General features: G+C 73.5%; 16 protein-coding genes and 1 tRNA gene. 10 read left to right on the forward strand and 7 right to left on the reverse strand.

Annotated elements, in window-relative coordinates:
* Positions 1-6: 6 nt before the first annotated feature.
* Positions 7-942 carry an NAD(+) diphosphatase gene (nudC, locus tag D1781_RS06140; RefSeq protein ID WP_119481320.1) on the forward strand — a complete coding sequence of 312 codons (936 nt, stop codon included), beginning with the start codon at positions 7-9 and terminating at the stop codon, positions 940-942.
* On the forward strand, positions 936-2,687 hold the full coding sequence (locus tag D1781_RS06145) for an ATP-dependent helicase (RefSeq protein ID WP_119481775.1): 1,752 nt from the start codon (positions 936-938) through the stop codon (positions 2,685-2,687). The genes nudC and D1781_RS06145 overlap by 7 nt, the downstream gene beginning before the upstream one ends.
* On the opposite strand, the gene D1781_RS06150 is transcribed toward D1781_RS06145, so the two are convergent.
* Positions 2,605-3,378, reverse strand: coding sequence for a hypothetical protein (locus tag D1781_RS06150; protein WP_119481321.1), 774 nt, complete (start codon positions 3,376-3,378; stop codon positions 2,605-2,607). The two genes, D1781_RS06145 and D1781_RS06150, sit on opposite strands and share 83 nt — an antisense overlap.
* Positions 3,379-3,444: 66 nt before the next feature.
* The gene (locus D1781_RS06155) at positions 3,445-4,785 is read right to left on the reverse strand and encodes a zinc-dependent metalloprotease (RefSeq protein WP_119481322.1); all 1,341 of its coding nucleotides are present in this window, start codon (positions 4,783-4,785) and stop codon (positions 3,445-3,447) included.
* Between the two features lie 21 nt (positions 4,786-4,806).
* Between D1781_RS06155 and D1781_RS06160 the strand changes: the two genes are divergently transcribed.
* The 3 genes from D1781_RS06160 (at position 4,807) to D1781_RS06170 (ending at position 9,017) form a co-directional block, all read left to right on the forward strand.
* Positions 4,807-5,925 (forward strand): YlbL family protein, encoded by a 1,119-nt coding sequence (locus tag D1781_RS06160; protein ID WP_147392044.1) that lies wholly within the window; start codon positions 4,807-4,809, stop codon positions 5,923-5,925.
* Positions 5,922-8,894: a UPF0182 family membrane protein gene (locus D1781_RS06165; RefSeq protein WP_119481324.1), complete on the forward strand. Its 2,973-nt coding sequence runs from the start codon at positions 5,922-5,924 to the stop codon at positions 8,892-8,894. The genes D1781_RS06160 and D1781_RS06165 overlap by 4 nt, the downstream gene beginning before the upstream one ends.
* Before the next feature lie 49 nt (positions 8,895-8,943).
* Positions 8,944-9,017 (forward strand) — tRNA-Met (locus D1781_RS06170).
* Positions 9,018-9,088: 71 nt separating this feature from the next.
* Here the strand turns inward: D1781_RS06170 and D1781_RS06175 are convergent.
* Positions 9,089-9,778, reverse strand: a complete 690-nt coding sequence (locus D1781_RS06175) for an SDR family NAD(P)-dependent oxidoreductase (protein WP_119481776.1) — start codon at positions 9,776-9,778, stop codon at positions 9,089-9,091.
* Between the two features lie 61 nt (positions 9,779-9,839).
* Here D1781_RS06175 and D1781_RS06180 point away from each other — a divergent pair, with 61 nt between their 5' ends.
* Positions 9,840-10,631: a carbon-nitrogen hydrolase family protein gene (locus D1781_RS06180; RefSeq protein WP_119481325.1), complete on the forward strand. Its 792-nt coding sequence runs from the start codon at positions 9,840-9,842 to the stop codon at positions 10,629-10,631.
* A gap of 19 nt (positions 10,632-10,650) precedes the next feature.
* On the opposite strand, the gene D1781_RS06185 is transcribed toward D1781_RS06180, so the two are convergent.
* Complete coding sequence (locus D1781_RS06185) at positions 10,651-11,904, reverse strand: aminotransferase class I/II-fold pyridoxal phosphate-dependent enzyme (RefSeq protein WP_407641658.1); 1,254 nt, start codon at positions 11,902-11,904, stop codon at positions 10,651-10,653.
* Positions 11,905-11,956: 52 nt separating this feature from the next.
* On the opposite strand from D1781_RS06185, the gene D1781_RS06190 reads away from it, so the two are divergent.
* The 3 genes from D1781_RS06190 to D1781_RS06195 are packed head-to-tail and all read left to right on the forward strand — an operon-like array spanning position 11,957 to position 15,455.
* Positions 11,957-13,339: a S1C family serine protease gene (locus tag D1781_RS06190; protein ID WP_119481327.1), complete on the forward strand. Its 1,383-nt coding sequence runs from the start codon at positions 11,957-11,959 to the stop codon at positions 13,337-13,339.
* Positions 13,340-13,369: 30 nt separating this feature from the next.
* Complete coding sequence (locus tag D1781_RS17465) at positions 13,370-13,513, forward strand: hypothetical protein (protein WP_158590020.1); 144 nt, start codon at positions 13,370-13,372, stop codon at positions 13,511-13,513.
* 55 nt (positions 13,514-13,568) lie between these two features.
* Complete coding sequence (locus tag D1781_RS06195) at positions 13,569-15,455, forward strand: amylosucrase (protein ID WP_119481328.1); 1,887 nt, start codon at positions 13,569-13,571, stop codon at positions 15,453-15,455.
* On the opposite strand, the gene D1781_RS06200 is transcribed toward D1781_RS06195, so the two are convergent.
* Complete coding sequence (locus D1781_RS06200) at positions 15,452-16,192, reverse strand: hypothetical protein (protein WP_119481329.1); 741 nt, start codon at positions 16,190-16,192, stop codon at positions 15,452-15,454. The genes D1781_RS06195 and D1781_RS06200 overlap by 4 nt on opposite strands.
* A gap of 107 nt (positions 16,193-16,299) precedes the next feature.
* Here D1781_RS06200 and D1781_RS06205 point away from each other — a divergent pair, with 107 nt between their 5' ends.
* Entirely contained in the window at positions 16,300-16,755 is a 456-nt protein-coding gene (locus D1781_RS06205; RefSeq protein WP_119481330.1) for a hypothetical protein, read from the forward strand.
* A 28-nt stretch (positions 16,756-16,783) separates the two neighbouring features.
* On the opposite strand, the gene D1781_RS06210 is transcribed toward D1781_RS06205, so the two are convergent.
* On the reverse strand, positions 16,784-17,518 hold the full coding sequence (locus D1781_RS06210) for an ABC transporter ATP-binding protein (RefSeq protein WP_119481331.1): 735 nt from the start codon (positions 17,516-17,518) through the stop codon (positions 16,784-16,786).
* Positions 17,518-18,339: an ABC transporter permease gene (locus D1781_RS06215; RefSeq protein ID WP_325048790.1), complete on the reverse strand. Its 822-nt coding sequence runs from the start codon at positions 18,337-18,339 to the stop codon at positions 17,518-17,520. The genes D1781_RS06210 and D1781_RS06215 overlap by 1 nt, the downstream gene beginning before the upstream one ends.
* Between the last annotated feature and the right edge of the window lie 46 nt (positions 18,340-18,385).

Genomic DNA, 18,385 nt, shown 5'->3' on the forward strand with positions numbered 1-18,385 from the left:
CGCGTCGTGCCCGAGGGATTCAGCGACTCGCTGCCGCTGTCGCGCAGCACGCTCGACCGGGACGCCCTGAACCGCGACCGTCCCGGCGCGCTCGACGAGGCGTGGGCGGACCCGGCCACCCGCGTCGCGGTGCTCACGAACGGGAAGGCCTTCCGGGCGACCGACGGCGCGCTCGCGCTGCTGCCGACCGACGCGCTGCCGCGGCCCGAGCTGCTGCTCTACCTCGGCCGGACGACCGAGGAGGGCGACCCGCCCGCCGGCACGGTCGTGCTCGGCGCCGTGTACGACGAGGCGCCGCTGCAGGGGGAGTGGGCCGACCTGCGCCTGGACGGCGCGACGCTGTCCGCCCGCGACGCCGGGCTCTTCGCCGAGCTGCTCGGCCTCGCGAACTGGCACCGGGTCTCCGCCTTCTCCCCGCGCACCGGCGAGCCGACCGTCCCCGGCCGCGGCGGCTGGGTGCGGTACCCCGCCGGCTTCGACCGCGAGTCGAGCGGGCAGCACGTCTTCCCGCGCACCGACGCCGCGGTGATCATGGGCGTCGTGGACGGCCGCGACCGCCTCCTGCTCGCGCGGAACGCCGCCTGGCCCGAGCGCCGGGTGTCCGTGCTCGCCGGCTTCGTCGAGCCGGGGGAGTCGTTCGAGTCCGCCGTCCGCCGCGAGGTGCTGGAGGAGGTCCGCGTCCGCGTCGGCGCGTGCGAGTACCTCGGGTCGCAGCCGTGGCCGTTCCCCGCGAGCGTGATGGTCGGCTTCCTCGCCCGGACGGTCGAGGACGGCGAGGTGGCGCTCGAGCCGGACGGCGAGGAGATCCGCGAGGCCCGGTGGTGGTCGCGGGAGGAGCTCGCGGAGGCCGCGGGGTCGACGCTGCTGCTGCCGGGGCGGACCTCGATCGCCCGCGCGATCATCGAGCACTGGTACGGGGGTCGCCTGGAGGGCGACTGGTGAGCGAGGCGGAGGCCCTGCTCGACGCGCTCGACGACCAGCAGCGGGCCGCGGCGGAGGCGCTGACGGGCTCGGTGTGCGTGCTCGCCGGCGCGGGCACGGGCAAGACCCGCACGATCACCCACCGGATCGCCTACGGGGTCGCGACGGGGGTGTTCCCGCCGAAGCGCGTCATGGCGCTGACGTTCACGACGCGGGCGGCCGCGGAGCTGCGGGCGCGGCTCGCGGCGCTGGGGGCGCCCGGGATCGCGGCGCGCACGTTCCACTCGGCGGCGCTCGCGCAGCTGAACCACTTCTGGCCCCTGCTCATGAACTCGCCGGCGCCCTCGATCCTCGACGGCAAGGCCCGACTCGTCGCGCGCGCCGCGGAGGGTCTGCGGCTGCGGCTCGGCCCCGCCGGCCTGAAGGACGCGGCCGCCGAGATCGAGTTCCGGAAGACGTCCGCGATGGGCTTCGACCGGTACGCGGTCGTCGCGGCGGACCGGGCGCTCCCGGACGGCCTCGACGTCGACGCGATGATCGAGCTGCAGGAGCGCTACGAGACGCTGAAGGACGAGCAGCGGCTGATCGACTTCGAGGACGTGCTGCTCGCGACGACCGGGATGATCGAGTCCGAGCCCGAGGTGGCGACCGAGATCCGCGAGCAGTACCGGTTCTTCACGGTCGACGAGTACCAGGACGTGTCGCCGGCGCAGCAGGGCCTGCTCGAGGCGTGGCTCGGCGACCACACCGACGTCTGCGTCGTCGGCGACGCGAGCCAGACGATCTACTCCTTCGCCGGCGCGCAGAACGAGTACCTGCTGCGGTTCGGCGAGCGACCGGGCGCCGCCGTCGTGCGGCTCGAGCACAACTACCGGTCCGTCGACGGCGTCGTCCGCGCCGCCAACGCGTTGATGACGGGCCGCCGCGGCGCGCTGACGCTCACGGCCGTACGGCGCCCGGCGGATCCGCGCGAGCCGGCGATCAGCCTGCGCGACTTCGCCGACGACGCGGACGAGGCGGCCGGGGTCGCCCAGGCCGTCGCCGCGCAGATCGCGTCGGGCACGGCCCCCGCGGACATCGCGGTCCTGGTCCGGATCAACGCGCAGGCGGCGCTGCTCGAGCAGGCGTTCGCGGCCGCGGGCGTGCCGGTCACCACGGGGAAGGCGCGGCGCTACTTCGAGCAGCCGGTCGTGCGGAAGGCGATCGAGCTGCTGCGGGCGGCCGTGCTGGCGCGCCTCGAGGAGCCGCTCGTGAAGTCGGTCAGCGACGCCCTGCGGCAGCTCGGGCACACGCACCACGCACCGCAGGGGCCGGGGGAGCAGCGCACGCAGTGGGAGCTGCTCGACGCGCTCGGCACCCTCGCGGAGCAGGCCCCGCCGGGCACGACGCTGCCGGCGTTCGTCGCCGACCTCGCCGAGCGGGCGGCCGCGCAGCACGAGCCCCCGGTCGGCGCGGTCTCGGTGCTGACGCTGCACGCGGCGAAGGGCCTCGAGTGGCCCGTCGTGTTCCTCGTCGGCTGCTCGGAGGGGCTGCTGCCGATCGCGTACGCGACCACGCCGGCGGAGGTGGAGGAGGAGCGCCGGCTGCTCTACGTGGGCGTGACGCGCGCACGCGACCGGCTCCGGCTGTCCTGGGCCCGCTCCGCCGCGCCGCGGCCGGGCGAGCGCCGACCCTCCCGGTTCCTCACGGAGCTGGGGCCGTCGGTGCCGTCGCCGCTGCCCACCGGCACGAGCACGCCGCGTGCCAGGGCCGCCGTTCGCGGCTGACCGATCCGTCGGGGGCGACCCGGACCGCCGCGCCCTCGAGGCCGCTGACGCCGGCCTCCCGCAGCCCGTCGACCGCGTCCGCGAGCACCGCCAGCGCGCCGATCCGCGTGCGGAGGGAGGTCGCGGTGCGGGCCGGACCGCGGCGGAGCAGCTGCGCGGCGACGGCCCGCCGTGCCGGGTCCTCGAGCCGGTGCTCCTCGGCGCAGCGGAGGCACGGGGTCCGGCCGGGCACGACGTGCGGCCCGACCACCGCGGCCTGGTCGTCGAACACCACGGCCAGGTGCGGCTGGTCCTCGGCGAGGCGCCGGACGGTGTCCGCGGGCGCGACGAGGTGGTGCGCGAGCAGCACGACGAGGTCGGGCGCCCCGGCGGGCCGCGGCCCGAGCTGGTCCCCGAACGCCGCGACGAGGTCCGGGGCGCCCTCGACGGCGATCGCGAGCGGCGGCGGGTCGGCCGCGCGCCGGTCCAGCACCGGGGCGATCCCGGCCAGCAGCCCGTCGAGGTCGTCGAGGCCGGCCGTTCGGGCGAGCCGCTCGAGCCCGCGCCGGTCGACGCCGAGGGTCAGGGCGTGGAGCACGGCCTCCGCCCCGAGCGGCACGGGGTCGAGCCGCGCGAGCGCGGGGTCGTGGCCGAACTGGAGGCTGTCGGGCGTGCGCCACAGGGGCGGCGCGGCGGGGTCGATGCGGAGCACGCCGGGAGGATGGCGGCTCGCCGTCGCCCGCGTCGCCCGCTCTCCACAGGCCGGCCGGGCGACGGATCAGACGGGCGGCGGCGGGTCGTCCCCGCGCAGCAGCTCCTCGATCTCGCGGTCGACGTCGTCCTTCGGCGGCTCCGGCGCGGTGAGGCGGGCGACCAGCGCCTCCGGGTCGTCGATGTCGGCGGCCGTCGGCAGCAGGTCGGGGTGCGACCAGAGCGCGTCGCGACCGGCGCTGCCGAGCGCCTCGGTGACGCGGCGCCACATCGCCGCGGCCTCGCGGAGCCGGCGCGGCCGCAGCTCGAGGCCGACCAGCGTCGCGAACGCCTGCTCGCCAGGGCCGCCGGTCGCGCGGCGCCGGCGGACCGTCTCCGCGACGGCGCCGGACTTCGGCAGCCGGCTCGTGGCGTCCGCGGTGACGACGTCGACCCAGCCCTCGACGAGCGCGAGCGTGGTCTCCAGCCGCTGCAGCGCGGCCTCCTGCGCCGGGGTCTTCGGCGGGATCAGCTCGCCGGACGAGAACGCCTCCTTCAGGCGCTCCGTGTCCGTCGGGTCGAAGCCCTCCGCGAACCGCTGCACCTGGTCGAGGTCGACGCCGAGGTCGCGGGAGAAGTCGGCGATCGTCGAGGTGAGGCCGAGCCGCAGCCAGCGGGCGTGACGGAACAGGCGGGCGTGGGCGAGCTCGCGCACCGCGAGGTAGAGCGCGATCTGCTGCCGGTCGATGTCGAGGCCCTCGCCGAAGCGGTCGAGGTTCTGCGGCAGCAGCGCCGCCCGGCCGTCGGGCAGCAGCGGGACGCCGACGTCGCCCCCGGAGACGACCTCCGCGGCGAGCCCGCCGACGACCGCGCCGAGCTGGGCGGCGAAGATCGTGCCGCACACCTGCCGCAGCATCCGGCCGGCGTCGGGCACGCGCGCGGCGAGCTCGCCGGCGATCTCCGGCGGGATCTGCTCCGTGAAGACCGCGGTCAGCGACTCGGCGATCTGCCCGGCCACGGGCTCCGCGAGCTGGATCCAGAACGGCATCGTCGCCCGGATCCACTGCGTGCGGGTCATCGTGGCGGGCGCCTCGGGCAGCGTGTCGAACGCGGTCGACTCGTCGAGCCAGAGCCCGGCGACCGAGAACGCCTGCTGCACCTCGGTGGTCTGCTGATCCGTGGCGGAGAGGCTGCCGGCGCCGGCGGCGGCGATCGCCTGCTCGGTCGCGATCGACCAGTCGACGCGGCCGTCGGGGTTCTGCATCGCCTGGCGCAGCTGCGCCATCAGCTGCTCGAGGCCCGCGGCGCCGCCGGGCAGGCCCATCGCCTTCGCGAGCGCTGCGGTGTCGGGCGCCCCGCCGCCCGCCATCATGCGGCGCAGCATCTCCTGGAGATCGGGCTCGGAGGCGTCGTCCGGCTCATCGGCCATGCGTTTACGCTAAGCGATCCCATGCCTGACGACCGGCCCCGTTCGCTCCGCGCGCACAGACGCCCGAACGCGACGGCCGTCGTGGCCGGTGCCGCGGTGCTCCTCGTGCTCGTCGTCGCGCTGCTCCCGTCGCCCTACGCGATCGAGCAGCCCGGCCCGGTCTACGACACCCTCGGCAGCGCCGGCGCCGGGAAGGACCGCGCCCCGCTCATCACGATCGAGGGCGAGAAGACGTACCCGACGTCGGGCCGGCTCGACCTGCTGACCGTGTCGGTGCTCGGCACGGCGCAGGGCGGCCCGTCGTGGCTCGACCTCGCCGAGGCCTGGATCGACCCGCAGAAGGCGGTCATCCCGCTCGAGGCCGTGTTCCCGCGCGGGGAGACGCAGCAGCAGGCGGACCGCGAGAGCGCGGCGCAGATGACCGGCTCCCAGCAGAGCGCCATCGCGGCCGCGCTGTCGCGGCTCGGCGACGACGTCGGCGGGACCGTGACGGTCGGCACCGTGCAGCGCGGCTCCGCCGCGGCCGGTCGCCTGGAGGAGGGCGACGTCGTCACCTCCTTCGACGGCGAGGCCATCACCGACTCGTGCTCGCTGCAGAACGCGGTGCTGGAGCACGGCGCGCGGCCGGCGACGGTGGTCGTGCGCCGCGACGGCGCCACCCGCAGCGTGCGGGTCGTGCCGAAGCGCGTCCCGGATGGCTCGGGCGGCACCCGGCCGCTGCTCGGGGTCGCGACCACGGCGAAGATCGACCCGCCGTTCACCGTCGACCTGCGCATCGACGACGTCGGCGGCCCGTCCGCCGGGATGATGTTCGCGCTCGGCATCGTCGACAGGCTCACGCCGGGGTCGCTGACCGGCGGCCGCCACGTCGCCGGCACCGGCACGATCTGCGGCGACGGCGAGGTCGGCGCGATCGGCGGCATCGTGCAGAAGATGGCGGCGGCCCGCGCCGCGGGCGCCACGCTCTTCCTCGCGCCGGAGGAGAACTGCGGCGAGGTCGTGGGCCACATCCCGAGCGGACTCGATGTGGTTCCTGTGTCCACCCTCTCCGGCGCCATTGAGACGCTGGAAAAGGTCCGTGATCAGGGATCCGCTCGCGCGCTCCCGACCTGCGCCGCCCAAGTAGGCTCACCCGGGTGACGACGCAGACAGCAGCGCCGGCACGACGTCGACGCGCGGCACTCGCGATCACCTTGGGCGTTGTGGTGGTCCTCCTCATCGGGTTCTTCCTCTTCGCGGGGCTCTACGCGGACGCCCTCTGGTTCGGGAAGCTCGGGTACTCGAGCGTCCTGTACACGGAGTGGCTGACGATCGCGGGCCTGTTCGTGGTCGGGTTCCTCGCGATGGCCGTGCCCGTGATCGTGACGATCCAGCTCGCCTACCGCCTCCGGCCCGTCTACGCGAAGCTCACCGCGCAGCTCGACCGCTACCAGCAGGTCATCGAGCCGCTGCGCCGCGTCGTGATGATCGGCGCGCCCGTGGTCGTCGGCCTGTTCGCCGGCGTCTCGGCCGCGGCGCGCTGGCAGCCGATCCTGCTGCTCCTGCACGGCACGACGGTCGGCCGGAAGGACCCCGTCTTCGGGCTCGACGCGGGCTTCTACCTGTTCTCGCTGCCCGCGCTGCACGGCATCGTCGGCTTCGCCTCCGCGGTGCTCGTCGTGTGCACCATCGCGGCGCTCGCGACCGCCTACCTCTACGGCGGCATCCGCGTCGTCGGCCGCGACGTGCGCGTCTCCCGCGCAGCCCGGGTGCAGATCGCGATCACGGTCGCGGTCTTCCTGGTGCTGCAGGCGGTCAGCCTCTACCTCGACCAGTTCACGACGCTCTACGACACGAGCACCGGCGGGCTGTTCACCGGCGCCGCCTACGCGGACGCGAACGCGGTCATCCCGGGCCGGCTGATCCTCGCCGTCTGCGCGCTGATCGTCGCCGCGCTGTTCGTCGTCACCGCCGTGATCGGCCGCTGGCGGCTGCCGCTCATCGGCACCGGGCTGCTCGTGGTGACGTCGATCATCATCGGCTCCGTCTTCCCGTGGGCGATGTGGAACCTGCAGGTGAAGCCGAACGAGCAGGGCTTCGAGCGGCCGTACATCAGCGACGCGATCAAGGCGACGCAGTACGCGTACGGGCTCGAGGGGCTCGAGCAGATCCCCTACAACGCGAGCACCTCCGCGACGGAGGGCGCACTGCGGTCGGACGCGCAGACGACCGCGAACATCCGCATCATCGACCCCCGCGTGGTCGCGCCGACGTTCGGGCAGTTCCAGCAGTTCAAGCAGTACTACTCGTTCCCGACCTACCTCGACGTCGACCGCTACACGATCGACGGCCAGACGCAGGACGCGGTGGTCGCGGTCCGCGAGCTGAACCAGCAGGGCCTCTCGAACTCGTCGGCGTTCAACAACACGTTCGTCTACACGCACGGGTACGGCCTCGTCGCCGCCTACGGCAACCAGCGCACGAGCGACGGCGCCCCGTCGTTCTTCGAGTCGAACATCCCGACGAAGGGCTCGCTCGGCATCACCCAGCCGGGCATCTACTTCGGCGAGCGCTCCCCGCAGTTCTCCGTGGTGGGCGCGCCGAAGGGCGCGAAGCCGGTGGAGCTCGACTACGTCAGCGGCAACGACGCGGACGGCAACCAGCGCAACACGACCTACGCGGCGACCGGTGCGGGGGAGGGCGGCCCGAGCGTCGGCAACCTCTTCAATCGCCTCGTCTACGCGCTGAAGTTCTCCTCCGACCAGATCCTGCTGTCGACCGACGGCGTCAACCAGGACTCGCAGATCCTCTACGACCGCGACCCCCGCACGCGCGTGCAGAAGGTCGCGCCGTACCTGACGCTCGACAACGACCCGTACCCGACCGTCGTGAACGGCCGGATCGTGTGGATCGTCGACGGCTACACCACGTCGGACAGCTACCCGTACTCGGCGAGCGAGAGCCTGAGCGACGCGCTCTCCGACTCGAGCACCACGGCGGGCGCCAACTTCTCGACGGACGACGTCAACTACGTCCGGAACTCGGTGAAGGCCACGGTCGACGCCTACAGCGGCAAGGTGACGCTGTACGCGTGGGACGACCAGGACCCGGTGCTGAAGGCGTGGACCAGCGTCTTCCCGAACACCGTGAAGCCGCTGTCGCAGATCGACTCGCAGCTGATGAGCCACGTGCGCTACCCGGAGGACATGTTCCGCGTGCAGCGGCAGATCCTCACGCAGTACCACGTGACCGACCCGACCTCCTGGTACCGCAAGGACGACGTGTGGCGCACGCCGCCGGACCCGTCGGCGCCCGCCGCGGCCGCGGGCACCGCGGACACGACGGACGACCGCAGCCAGCAGCCGCCGTACTACCTGACGATGCAGCTGCCGGGCCAGGACGACCCGACGTTCTCGCTGTACTCGACCTACATCCCGGGCTCGAACACGCGCGAGTCCCGCGGCGTGCTGACCGGCTACCTCGCGGTCGACGCGGACGCCGGCGCCGAGAAGGGGACGAAGCGCCAGGACTACGGGAAGCTGCGCCTGCTCGTGCTGCCCCGCGACACGGTCGTGTCCGGTCCCACGCAGGTGCAGAACCAGTTCCAGTCCGACCCGACGATCAAGTCGCAGCTGAACCTGCTGAACATCGGCGGCACCGGCGGCTCGAGCGTCGTGCCCGGCAACCTGCTGACCATCCCGGTCGGCGGCGGCCTGCTCTACGTGGAGCCCGTGTACGTGAAGTCGGCGACCGGCCAGTCGTACCCGCTGCTGCGGAAGGTGCTCACCTCCTTCGGCTCGAAGGTCGCGTTCGAGGACACGCTCGACCAGTCGCTGAACTCGCTCTTCGGCGGCGACTCGGGCGCCGACACCCCGGACTCCGGCACCGGCTCCGGCACCGGGTCGACCGGCGCGGGCTCGGGTTCCGGCAGCGGGTCGGGCAGCGGCTCCACCGGTTCCGGCTCGGGCTCGAACGCCGACAACCCGGAGGTGCAGCGGGCGCTCGCGGACGCGCAGAAGGCGCTCACCGCGCGCGAGCAGGCCTACGCGAAGAACGACCTCGTGGCCGCGGCGCGGGCGGACCAGCAGCTGCAGGACGCGATCGAGCGAGCGGTGGCCGCCGACCGGTGACCGCAGCGGCGAACACCTCCCGCGAGGTCTGATAGGCTTCTTCACGCATCGCGGGGTGGAGCAGTTCGGTAGCTCGCTGGGCTCATAACCCAGAGGTCGTAGGTTCAAATCCTGCCCCCGCAACGAAGCACGAAGGCCCCGGTCGAGAGACCGGGGCCTTCGTCGTTCCCGGGGTCGTCCGGTCCCGGGCGCCGCTACAGGCCGGTCGCGCCGAGGAAGCGGTGGCCGATCGCGATCGACTCGCCGGACACCGTCGCGGTGCGGGGCGAGACGAGGAACGCGACGAGGTCGGCGATCTGCTGCGGCGAGGACTCGCCGCCCGCACCCGGCCGCACGGCGGCGGCGGGCTCGTCGTTCACCGGCCCCGGGTTGACGACGTTGACCGTCACCCCGGTGCCGGCGAGGCCGTCCGCGAGGTCCTTCGCGACGACGTTCGCGACCGCGTTCCGCACCGAGGCGGTCACGCTGCCCGAGAACCACGCGTTCTGGCCGCTGATCACGACGATGCGGCCGAAGCCCGCCTCCCGCATCGCCGGGATCGCGGCGTTCGCCGCGCGCAGGAAGACCATCGCCTTGCCGTCGACGGCGTCGAGGACCTGCGCCGGGTCCGCGTCGCGGCTGCGGTCGAGCAGGTGCGCCGGCGGCGCCGCGGTCACGACGAGGGCGTCGAGCCGGCCGTGCCGCTCGAGCACCTCCGCGACCGCGCGCTGCACCGACGCGTCGTCGCGTCCGTCGAGTGCGACGCCGTCGGCGCCGTCCTCCGGGTGCCGCGACGCGACGACGACGGTCGCGCCCTCCTGCCGGAGCCGGTCGGCGACCGCGCCGCCGATGAATCCGGTGCCGCCGACGACGAGGGCGACGCGGCCCGTGAGCTCGAGGTCCATGCCCCGCACGCTAGCGCCGGGCTCCAGGACGCCGACCGCGAGCGCTCCTACGATCGTGGCCATGGTCCGCCTCGCCGTCGCGCAGTTCGCCCCGACCGCGGACCCGGCGGCCAACCTCGCGGAGGCGGCCGTGCTCGTCGCCGACGCGGCGGAGCGCGGCGCGCGCCTCGTCGTGCTGCCGGAGTACGCCTCCTTCTTCGAGACCCGGATGGGACCCCGGTTCGTGGAGCACGCGCAGCCGCTCGACGGGCCGTTCGTCGCCGGGCTGCAGGAGGCGGCCGGTCGGGCGGACGCCGTCGTCGTCTTCGGCCTCGTCGAGACCGGGGACGACGCGCGGTTCCGGAACGCCGCGGTCGCCGTGTCGGGCGACGGCGTCGTCGCCGTCTACCGGAAGACGCACCTCTACGACGCCTTCGGCGCCGAGGAGAGCCGCTGGGTGGAGCCCGGCGCGCTCGAGCCGGCGCGGACGTTCCTCGTCGACGGCCTCCGGGTCGGCCTGCAGACCTGCTACGACCTGCGGTTCCCCGAGGTGACGCGCGTGCTCGCCGACGCGGAGGTCGACCTCGTGCTCGTGCCCGCGGACTGGGTGCCCGGGGAGGGGAAGGTGCACGCCTGGCGCACGCTGCTCGCCGCCCGGGCCATCGAGAACACCGCCTTCGTCGCGGCCGCCGGGCAGATCCCGCCCGCGGGCGTCGGCACCAGCCTCGTGCTCGACCCGGCCGGCGCGGTCCTCGCGGAGCTGGGGGAGGAGCGCGGGATCGCGATCGCCGACCTCGACCCCGAGCGCGTGCGCGAGGTGCGGGCGGTCAACCCGGCGCTGCGGCTGCGGCGGTACACGGTCCTGCCGCTCTAGCGGGCCGCGCCGCTGCCGGTCAGCGGGGGCGGAGGGTCGCCAGGCGCGTAGAGGCCTCCTGCAGCACCGCGGGGGACTTGCAGTAGGCGAAGCGGACCAGGGAGCGCATCCGCTCGGCCTGCTCGCCCCGGCAGAAGGCGGACACCGGCACGCCGACGACGCCCGCGAGCTCCGGCAGCCGCCGGCACAGGTCGGCGCCGTCCGGGAAGCCGAGCGCGGCGCCGTCGGCGATGACGAAGTAGCCGGCGGCGGGGGAGGAGACCGGCAGGCCCGCGGCCTCCAGGCCGCCGAGGAGCAGGTCGCGGCCCGCCTGCAGGTCCGCCGCGATGCCGGCGAAGACGGCGTCGGGCAGATCCAGGCCGACCGCGATCGCCGGCTGGAAGGGCGCGCCGTTGACGTACGTGAGGAACTGCTTGACGGCCAGCGCCGACGAGACGAGCTCGGCCGGCCCCGTGAGCCAGCCGATCTTCCAGCCCGTCGTGCTGAAGGTCTTGCCGCCGGAGGAGATCGTGATCGTGCGGTCCCGGGCGCCCGGGAGGGTCGCGACCGGCACGTGGCGGGCGCCGTCGAGCACGAGGTGCTCGTAGACCTCGTCGGTCACGATCAGCGCGTCGTGCCGCTCGGCCGCCTCGACCACGACGCGCAGCAGCGCCTCGTCGAGCACCGCGCCCGTCGGGTTGTGCGGCGTGTTCAGCAGGATCACCCGGGTGCGGTCGGTGATCGCGTCCCGGAGGCGGTCCGCGTCCGGCCGGAACGCCGGCCAGTCGACCGGCACCGTGCGGTGCACGCCGCCGGCCAGCGCGATGATCGCGCCGTACGCGTCGTAGGCGGGCTCGAGGGTCAGGACCTCCTCGCCCTCGTCCACGAAGGCGAGCAGCACCGCGGCGAGGGCCTCGGTCGCACCGGCCGTCACGAGCACCTCGGTGTCGGGATCGACCTCGAGGCCGTACCACCGGCGCTGGTGCCGGGCGATCGCCTCCCGCAGCACGGCGGTGCCGCGGCCCGGCGGGTACTGGTTCAGCCCTGCGGCGATCGCCTCCTGCGCGGCGAGGAGCACCTCCCGCGGTCCGTCGGTGTCGGGGAACCCCTGGCCGAGGTTGATCGCGCCCGTCGCGTTCGCCAGCGCGCTCATCTCCGCGAAGATGGTGGTGCCCGGCACCCCGTCGTCCGTCAGCAGTCCCGCTCCGGCAGCGGCCCGGCGCCAGGGTCCCGTCCTCCACACCCCCGCCAACCTAGAGGTCCCGCGGTCGTAGGAACGCCTCTGCCGGTTCATAAGAATCCCTCAGCAGCGGCACGCACCCTGGGACGGCTTTGGAAGGAGCACCATGAGCGACACGACGCCGCGTCCCGGCGAGGACGGCCCCGAGATCCCCGAGACCGACGGCGGCCACCTCCGCGACGAGGGCGCGACCGCGCCGTACGCGGCCGTCGCGGCGCCCGAGCAGGCGGAGCCCGCGGGCGACGGCTCGGCGTTCCGGCGCAGCGAGCGCCGCGGCATCCTCGTGCCGGTCGTCGCCGCGGCGGTCGTCGCGGCGCTGATCGGCGGCGGCATCGGCGCCGGCATCGCCCTCGCGGTGAATCCGCGGACGACCGTGACGCAGACGAGCAGCGGCTCCGGCAACGGCATCGTCATCAACAACCCGTCGACGGCGACGGCCGTCTCGGCGGTCGCCGCGAAGGCCGCGCCCTCCGTCGTGACGATCTCGGTCACCGCGCCGAACGAGTCCGGCACCGGCTCCGGCATCGTGCTCTCGAAGGACGGCTACGTCCTCACGAACAACCACGTGGTGACGCTCGACGGCGACACCTCCGGCGGCACCATCTCCGTCACCACCGCGGACGGCCACATCTACTCCGCGAAGATCGTCGGCACCGACCCGCTGAACGACCTCGCCGTCATCAAGCTCGCGGACGCGACGAACCTCCGGCCCGCGGCGTTCGCCGACTCCGGCGACGTCAACGTCGGCGACTCCGTGGTCGCGATCGGCGCGCCGCTGGACCTGCCGAACACCGTCACGACCGGCATCGTCAGCGCGCTGAACCGCAGCATCGCGGTCGCGTCCTCCGTCGTGCCGAAGAGCGGCAGCGGCGACAGCGGGGACAGCGGCGGCGACGGCGGCCAGGGCGGCGGCAGCCCCTTCAACTTCTGGGACTTCGGCGACGAGAGCCAGCAGAGCGCGCCGACGCAGGCGAACAACATCTACCTGTCGGTGCTGCAGACCGACGCCGCCATCAACCCGGGCAACTCGGGCGGCGCGCTGCTCGACTCGCAGGGCGACGTCATCGGCGTCAACGTCGCGATCGCCGGCACCGGCTCGTCGAGCTCCGGGCAGCAGTCCGGCAGCATCGGCGTCGGCTTCGCCATCCCGGCGACCGTCGCGAAGCGGATCGCGGACGACATCATCGCGGGCAAGACCCCGAGCCACGGCCAGCTCGGCGTCTCGTCGATCGCCAACCAGACGGCGTCCGCGGGCACCGTCGCGGGCGTCAAGGTGACCGCGGTCACCTCCGGCGGTCCCGCCGCGAAGGCCGGGATCCAGAAGGACGACGTGATCACCCGCGTCGGCGACGTGCCCGTCACGAGCTACACCGACCTCGCCGGCCAGGTCCGGGCGTACGCGGCGGGCTCGAAGGTGCGGCTCACCTACTACCGCGGCGGGCAGGAGCGCACCGCGTCCGTCACGCTCGGCGCCACCCCGGCCCCGTAGCCCGTGGGGCCGCTCTGGGGGATCGTCGCCGTGGGCATCACGGCGACGCTCCTCGTGCTGTTCATCCGCCGGCTCCGGCTCGCGGGGGAGGGCTCGGGGCGGCTCGTCGCCATCGGGGTCGTGATCGGCCTGGCGGTCGTCGGCATCGGGCTGCTCGCGCAGCGGCTCGCCTGACCGCGCAGGGAGCCCATCCCTAGACTTCGAGCTCGGAGTCGAAGGGGAGGTCGCGATGCTCTCGCTCGCGCACCAGGCGGTCGCCGCCCGGAGCTTCGTCGACCAGCGCCTGGCGGAGTCGGGCGTCGCCGTCGACGACATCCTCCGCGCGCGGCTCGACCGGCACTTCCCCCGGCTCTTCGCGCACTTCACCGAGGTCTACGGCGAGCGGGGCGACTGCCTCGAGCAGCTCGCGGCGCTGCTCGTCGTCGTCGCCCGCGCCGCGGCCGACCGGCCCGCGGACCTCCGCGCGGTCGACGCGGCCCGCGAGGCCGACCCGGGCTGGTTCCTGTCGAACCGCATGCTCGGCGGCGTCTGCTACGTCGACCGGTACGCCGGCGACCTCGAGGGCGTGCGCGCCCGCATCCCGTACTTCCGCGAGCTCGGGCTGACCTACCTCCACCTGATGCCGCTGTTCGCGGCCCCCGAGGGCGACTCCGACGGCGGCTACGCGGTCTCCAGCTACCGGGAGGTGGCGCCGGCGCTCGGCGACATGGACCGGCTGCGGGCGCTCGCGGCCGACCTCCGCGCGGCCGGGATCTCGCTCGTCGTCGACTTCGTGTTCAACCACACGAGCGACGAGCACGAGTGGGCCGTCGGCGCGGTCGCGGGCGACCCGCGCTACGCGGACTTCTACCGGATCTTCCCGGACCGCACGATGCCCGACCTCTTCGAGGCGACGACGCGGGAGGTGTTCCCCGACGACCACCCGGGCTCGTTCGTGCAGCTGCCCGACGGCCGGTGGATCTGGTCGACCTTCCGCCACTTCCAGTGGGACCTGAACTACGCGAACCCGGCCGTCTTCACCGCGATGGCGGGGGAGCTGCTCTTCCTCGCGAACGTCGGCGTCGACGTGCTGCGCATGGACGCGGTCGCCTTCATCTGGAAGCGGCTCGGCACCTCCTGCGAGAACCTGCCCGAGGCGCACCTGCTGCTCCGGGCCTTCAACGCGGTCTGCCGGATCGCCGCCCCGTCCGTGCTGTTCAAGTCCGAGGCGATCGTCCACCCCGACCAGGTCGTGGAGTACATCGACCCGGACGAGTGCCGGCTCTCCTACAACCCGCTGCAGATGGCGCTGACGTGGGAGGCGCTCGCGACCCGCGACGTGCGGCTGCTCGCGCTGGCGCTCGAGCGGCGCCACGCGATCGCGCCCGGCACGGCCTGGGTGAACTACGTGCGCAGCCACGACGACATCGGTTGGACCTTCGCCGACGAGGACGCGGCCGAGCTCGGCATCGACGGCGCCGGGCACCGCCGGTTCCTGAACGACTTCTACATCGACCGGTTCCCCGGCTCGTTCGCCCGCGGCGTCCCGTTCCAGGAGAACCCGCGCACCGGCGACGCCCGGGTGTCCGGCACGACGGCCTCGCTCGCGGGCGTCGAGGCGGGGGACCCGTTCGGCGTGCAGCGGGTGCTGCTCGCGCACTCGATCGCGCTGTCGACCGGCGGGGTGCCGCTGCTCCACCTGGGCGACGAGGTCGGCCAGCTGAACGACTACGGGTACCTGGCCGTGCCGGAGCACGCGGGCGACAGCCGATGGGTGCACCGGCCGGCCTACCCCGCCGACCGATACGCGCAGCGCACCGACCCGGACTCCGACGCGGGTGCGATCCACCGCGGCCTCCGCCGGCTGATCCAGGTGCGTCGGCAGACGCCGGAGCTCGCGGGCGGCGCCCTCGTCGCGTTCCACGCGCACGACCCGCACGTGCTCGGCTACCAGCGGCCGGGCACGGACGGCACGGTGCTCGTGCTCGCGAACGTGTCCGAGGAGGAGCGCGTCGTGCCCTCCGAGGCCTTCGCGGCGCTGCCCGCCGTCGGCCACGACCTGGTGACGGACACCGACGTGGAGCTGTGGGCGGACGTGCCGCTCGCGCCTCTCCAGTTCCGCTGGCTGCAGCTCTAGGAGCCGCTGACCGCCTTCGACGGGTCCGGCAGGGCGATCTCGCCCGGGAAGGTCGAGGGCGCCGGGCCGAACGCGTCCCGCGTCGCCTTCACCACGCGGCGGCCGGCCACCCGGTTGCCGGCGCCGCCGACGACGGCGCCGATCCCGAACGGCACGGCCCGGAACACGATGTTCGCGCCCTGCCGGGCCGCGAAGCGGCGGATGAAGCTGCGCTTGACGCGGTCGGTCAGGCTGCGCAGCACGGTCGACGGCAGCCGCTTCGTGACGAGCTCGCCCCAGTAGGCGCTGCGCGGCTGCCCCGTGCCGGTGACCTCGCCCGCGAACTGCTGGACGAGGTTGGCGCCGGCGGGCCCGAGCATCAGCGCCATCACCATCGTGCTCGAGCGCTCGGGGTCGGTCGTGGGCACCCCGTAGACCTCCGCCACGGACTGCGCGTAGAGCGCGCTCGCCTCGAGGAAGCCGACCGTCTCCGCGCCGCTGATGCCGAGGGAGGCGATCGTGCCGACCCCGGGGATCACCGCGGCCGCGCCGGTCGCGGCGCCGCCCGTCGTCACCGCGGTCACGTACCGCTTCTCGAGGGTGCGGAGCACCTCCTCGGGCGACGCCGAGGGGTTCCGCTTGCGGATCGACTTCAGGTGCGCGAGCACGACCGGGCGATGGACGGACAGCAGGCGGTCGAAGCCCTGCTTCGTCCACCGGGTCTTCAGGTCGTCGTCGTCGTCCGGCTGCGCGTTCATGGTGCGGGAATCATAGGAACCCGCGCCGAGCGCGGCCGGTGAGCCGCCCGGTGCTAGCGTCGCGAGGTCCCGCGCCCCGGGCCGTTCGACCCCCTCCGAGAGACACCGTGCAGATCCAGTACTTCGCCGCCGACCAGAACCTCGTCTTCGTGCCGGCGCTCCTCGCCCTGCTCGCCGCGACCGTGGTGATCTGCCTGCCGATCGTCTTCGCGCCGGCGCTACGCCGCTCGAAGCGCCGCGCGCCGCTGCTCGCGCTCGTGGTGGTGCTCGCGGTCGTCGCGCTCGTCGGCACGGTCGTGCTCGCCCTGCCCGGCTTCCGCGCGCTCGGCGCCGAGCGCGCGTCGGTGCGGTCGTGGATCGAGCGGGACTACGGGCTGCAGCTGACCGACGGCGAGGCGGACGAGCTGGTGAACGGCGGCCGGCCGGCGCGGACGCTGCCCGAGCTCGCGACACAGCTGGAGCTGCCGAACCCCGCGAAGTCGCACCCGCTGCGGCTCGTGCCCGAGAAGACCGGCAGCGACGTGTACGCGCTGACCTTCGGCGGGAAGCCCTACCCCCGCTGACCCGGCCGCTCGCGTCGACGTGAGCGGATCAGGCGTAGTCGGCGGTGTACCGCTCGAAGGCCTCCTCGATGGGGCCGTCGTACTGCAGCGCGCCCTTGTCGAGGTAGAGGCCCCGCTGGCAGAACCGCTTGAGGTCGCCGTCGCTGTGCGAGACGAAGAACAGGGTGCGGCCCTCGTCGAGCATCTCCTCGATGCGGGCGTAGCACTTGCGGCGGAAGCCGCGGTCGCCGACCGCGAGCACCTCGTCGACGAGCAGGATCGGCTCGTCGAGGCGGGAGACGACGCTGAAGGCGACGCGCACCTTCATGCCGCTCGAGAGGTGCTTGTAGGGGGTGTTGACGAAGTCCTTGATCTCGGCGAACTCGATGATGTCGGCGAACTCGTCGTCGATCTCGTCCTTCGACTTCCCGTGCAGGCCGGAGGCGAGGTAGACGTTGTCCTTCACCGAGAGGTCGTCGACGAAGCCGCCGGTGATCTCGATCAGCGGCGCGACGCCCTGGCGGACGCTTACCGAGCCCTCGTCGGGGATCAGCACCTCGGCGACCATCTTCAGCAGCGTCGACTTGCCCTGCCCGTTGCGGCCGACGACGCCGATCGACTCGCCGGAGGCGACGTCGAAGCTGACGTTCCGGAACGCCCAGAACTCGTCGGGCGCGCGGCGCAGCTCCTTGCCGGACAGCATGTCCTTCAGCGTGCGGCGGCGGCTCTTGTCGCGCTGGAAGCGCACGCCGACGCCGTCGACCGAGATGACGGGACCGGCCATCACAGCTCCTTGAGGACGCGGGGGACGGACCGGCGGAACACGACCGCGCCGATCGTGAAGAGGATCACGGAGACGATCAGGCTCTCGACCACGTAGACCCAGTCGACGATCTGCGGGAAGAAGCAGCCCCGGTACAGGTCGAGGATGCCCGCGATCGGGTTGAGCCCGTAGAGGAAGTGCAGCAGCGGGTTGCCGATGTTCAGGTGGTACAGCACCGGTGCGGCGTAGAAGAGGACGCGCAGGCCCAGCTTCACGACGCGCTCGAGGTCGCGGTAGAACACCGACAGCGGCGCGATGATGAAGTTGCAGCCGACCGTCAGCAGCACCTGCATCGCGATCGCGACGGGGAGGTAGACGAACGTCAGCGGGCTCGGCGCCGTCAACGTGATCAGCGCGAAGAACACGATGATCGACAGGCTGATGACGAACTCGATGCCCTTCGACGCGATCTGCCGAAGGATCCAGATCGAGCGCGGGATCTTGACGGAGCGGATCAGCTTCGCCTCCTGCCGGAACGCGCGGGTGGCGTCGGACAGGTTGCCGTTGAACCAGGTCCACGGCAGCACGGCGGAGAGCAGGAAGAGGATGTACGGCTCCTCCGAGACCCCGCCGCGCTTGAAGATCAGGCCGAAGACGACGAAGTAGATGAGCCCCATCAGGAGCGGGTCGATGATCGACCAGAGGTAGCCCAGGGCGCTCGTCGTGTAGCGGACCTTGAGGTCGCGCGAGGTCAGCAGCCAGAGGGCCTGCCGGTAGCGCGACCAGTAGGTCTGGCGCCTCGCCGGTCGGGCGGTGCGCGGCGCGGAGACAGCAGCGGTCACGGAGATCCTCGGTGGCGGCGGGTTCGGGGGCGGGCGGCCGCTGCGC

This window comes from Amnibacterium setariae, from assembly GCF_003581425.1.
Taxonomy (GTDB): Bacteria; Actinomycetota; Actinomycetes; order Actinomycetales; family Microbacteriaceae; genus Amnibacterium; species Amnibacterium setariae.

Bases quoted from the DNA above. Each gene is read 5' to 3' on its own strand.
- D1781_RS06210 (WP_119481331.1), bottom strand. From the start codon at position 17,518: ATGGCCGGTCCCGTCATCTCGGTCGACGGCGTCGGCGTGCGCTTCCAG.
- D1781_RS06175 (WP_119481776.1), bottom strand. From the start codon at position 9,778: ATGGACCTCGAGCTCACGGGCCGCGTCGCCCTCGTCGTCGGCGGCACC.
- D1781_RS06160 (WP_147392044.1), top strand. From the start codon at position 4,807: ATGCCTGACGACCGGCCCCGTTCGCTCCGCGCGCACAGACGCCCGAAC.
- D1781_RS06155 (WP_119481322.1), bottom strand. From the start codon at position 4,785: ATGGCCGATGAGCCGGACGACGCCTCCGAGCCCGATCTCCAGGAGATG.
- D1781_RS06180 (WP_119481325.1), top strand. From the start codon at position 9,840: ATGGTCCGCCTCGCCGTCGCGCAGTTCGCCCCGACCGCGGACCCGGCG.
- D1781_RS06190 (WP_119481327.1), top strand. From the start codon at position 11,957: ATGAGCGACACGACGCCGCGTCCCGGCGAGGACGGCCCCGAGATCCCC.
- D1781_RS06195 (WP_119481328.1), top strand. From the start codon at position 13,569: ATGCTCTCGCTCGCGCACCAGGCGGTCGCCGCCCGGAGCTTCGTCGAC.
- D1781_RS06200 (WP_119481329.1), bottom strand. From the start codon at position 16,192: ATGAACGCGCAGCCGGACGACGACGACGACCTGAAGACCCGGTGGACG.
- D1781_RS06185 (WP_407641658.1), bottom strand. From the start codon at position 11,904: ATGAACCGGCAGAGGCGTTCCTACGACCGCGGGACCTCTAGGTTGGCG.